We start from the raw sequence: 2,420 nt of genomic DNA, 5'->3' as shown, positions 1-2,420 counted from the left end.
CCCTGGTTGACACTTATCGTTGGCTTTTTAACGATCTCAAAAAAGCGTTCATAATATTTGGCAGTATCCGGGTCATTGGCCTTCCCAAAAAACTGATAGGACAGATTGGAAAGTATCGCCTTACTGGCCTTCTCCCCGTACATCATATCGTTCTGGACCTTGTCCTGCAATACATACAGGCATACAATATCATAGCTCCTGAGCGTGGCCGGTATACGGTGCATGTTTAATAATCTCAACGTAGAGGCTTCTTCTAATAGTACAAAAGAGGGTCTCTGACCCCTTTCGCTCATTTGTTTGGTGATGGTATGGATAATAGTGGCTATGACCGGTGAGAGGGAAGCATCCTTTTTGGGATTGTTGACCACGGAAATGACCGCTGGGTTTTTCGGGCTGTTGATATCCAATGGGATATCATCCGAAGAGAGTGCCATAAAGATTTTCTTGGTGGTGATCTTTTTAAAAGCATTGGCCAGGGTGCTCTTTACCCCTGCTGTTTGCCGTTCCGACCCTATCCCACTAATAAAGGCATCGGCCATGGCACGGGAGGCAACATCGCCTTTTAAGAACTTGATGAGCCCTTTGGTGTCCATCTGTTGGTACAGGGCGATCAGGTGAGGAATGGTACAATAATCTTGATAGTCTGTTTTTAGCCGCCATATAAGCCCGCTGATAAGCCCTTCGACGGCATCTTTAAAAAACCGGGAGGTACTGTTTTCATCCGCTTCCTTTTGCTCCAACAGGTTTTCCAACAGTACCCGGGATATTTCATAGACGCTTTCTTCATCGGGCAGGTACCTCGGGGCAATAGGGTTGACCCTATGGTAAATCGGATCAAAAGACACCATATAAAACCGGTCGGTGCTTTTCTGGAATATGGGCCAGGCCATTTCCGTGATCTCAAAATTTTTATAATCATGGACCACCCCACAAAAGGCATGTGCCTTAAAATGCTTTATAAAGTTGTAAATAATACTCTCGGTCTTTCCGCTTCCCGATGAAGCAATGACCGATACGCCCCGGCGTATGTTTTCCAGCACCAAATTGTGCCCCTTCGCTTTTATAGTGACTTTATATTGTTTTTGGGCTTTTGGGGCTTCTTTACCTTTGCCGGCAAAGGCATAAAAAACAATATTGCCGAACATAAGCGGTAGGATAATGATAAGCAGCCCTTTTAAAAACAGTTGGGTTTCCATAATGGCCGGCCATATGTAAATCAACAGGCCAAGTCCAAAGCACCCCATCAAAAAACCATACCGCTCATACCGGTTAATAAGGTATAACAGTAACCCTCCTGTCAGTAATATGGTGAGTACCGTATGATATGGGAATGGATTGCTTATCATAATCCCTGTATTGTATTTAAATTCCGATGGAACCTGAGTCCATGGCCCTTCCAATCCCCCTTTTAAGTTCCATCAGGGTTTTATAGGCCAATTGTGCTTTGCTGATAGGGATCGTAGGGACTTTAACACCTGCCTTATAAAGCAGTTTAAAAGCTGTTTGGCGCTGGGCCACGGGCAGCCCGGTCAGCATGGAGAAAAAACGTTTGGGGTCTTTGTCCAACAGGTTCCTTGCATTGTAAGTTTCTACAAAATTACGCTGGTACCCGAAGGTACTGTCAAAGGTCTTTTCGGCGGCTTTAAAAAACTTGTCCCGGTTAAAACCCTGCTTCTGTTTTTTGCCGTTCAGGATGGTTTCTGATTCTTTGTACTTGGAGCCCGGGGAAAGGCTATGGGTATTGGTTATATCCTTCCTGCTGACAATGACATGGATATGGCTTTGATGCCCCTCCTTTTTCATCCCTACCACAATGCGTTTGCCATTTTGCCGGTGTGGGGCCTGTTGCTCCAACTTTCCTGCTTTTAGTTTTAACCGTTCAATGTTCCCCCTGGCTTCCCCCCGTTGGATTTTCCGTATTTCTTTTTTCAGCTCCAATATCTTGGTGGCATAAGACTGGTTTTCTTTTATTTGTCTATCTGTTTCGCTATAGGTGCGCTCATGTTCGAGCTTGGCATAGTACTTAATGTCATCTACAGTAATTTCCCTGTCCCTATAAAAACTGGCGGCATAGTCTTTCATCAGTTCCCTGGTATACAGGCGTAGTTTTTCAGGGTCATTCCCTAGGTGTTTGAGTTCCTTTTTACTGGGGCTGACCACCAAAGAATAGAATTTGGGATCGTTCTTTTTTAGTTTGGTGGTGTTCCCGTCGATTTCTGTAACCACGGTTTCTTTACCGATTCCGTTTTCATATTGGTTGAAATACGGTTCTTGGCCCTCGATGGGTTTCCCCTCGTTTTCTTTTTCCAGGTACTCCACAAAATCCCGGGCACTGCCTTTAAAGTGCTCCCCCTGGTATTGTCTGGTAATGGCTATGTACATAAGCTATATGTTTTCTAGGGTCCGTTTATATTTTTCCA

Annotated in this window: 2 protein-coding genes; both read right to left on the bottom strand. The window is 44.7% G+C overall.

Annotation, left to right across the window (positions count from 1 at the left end; all coding sequences use genetic code 11):
- Positions 1–1,346 (bottom strand): type IV secretory system conjugative DNA transfer family protein (locus OOZ15_RS19725; RefSeq protein WP_265958157.1); only part of this gene is annotated, 1,346 nt, incomplete at its 3' end.
- Positions 1,347–1,362: 16 nt separating this feature from the next.
- Complete coding sequence (gene mobB, locus OOZ15_RS19720; protein ID WP_265958156.1) at positions 1,363–2,382, bottom strand: MobB family relaxase; 1,020 nt, start codon at positions 2,380–2,382, stop codon at positions 1,363–1,365.
- Between the last annotated feature and the right edge of the window lie 38 nt (positions 2,383–2,420).

The sequence above is a fragment of the Galbibacter kalidii genome, from assembly GCF_026241135.1.
Classification (GTDB): Bacteria; Bacteroidota; Bacteroidia; order Flavobacteriales; family Flavobacteriaceae; genus Galbibacter.
This window is presented reverse-complemented; position numbering and strand designations above follow the sequence as displayed.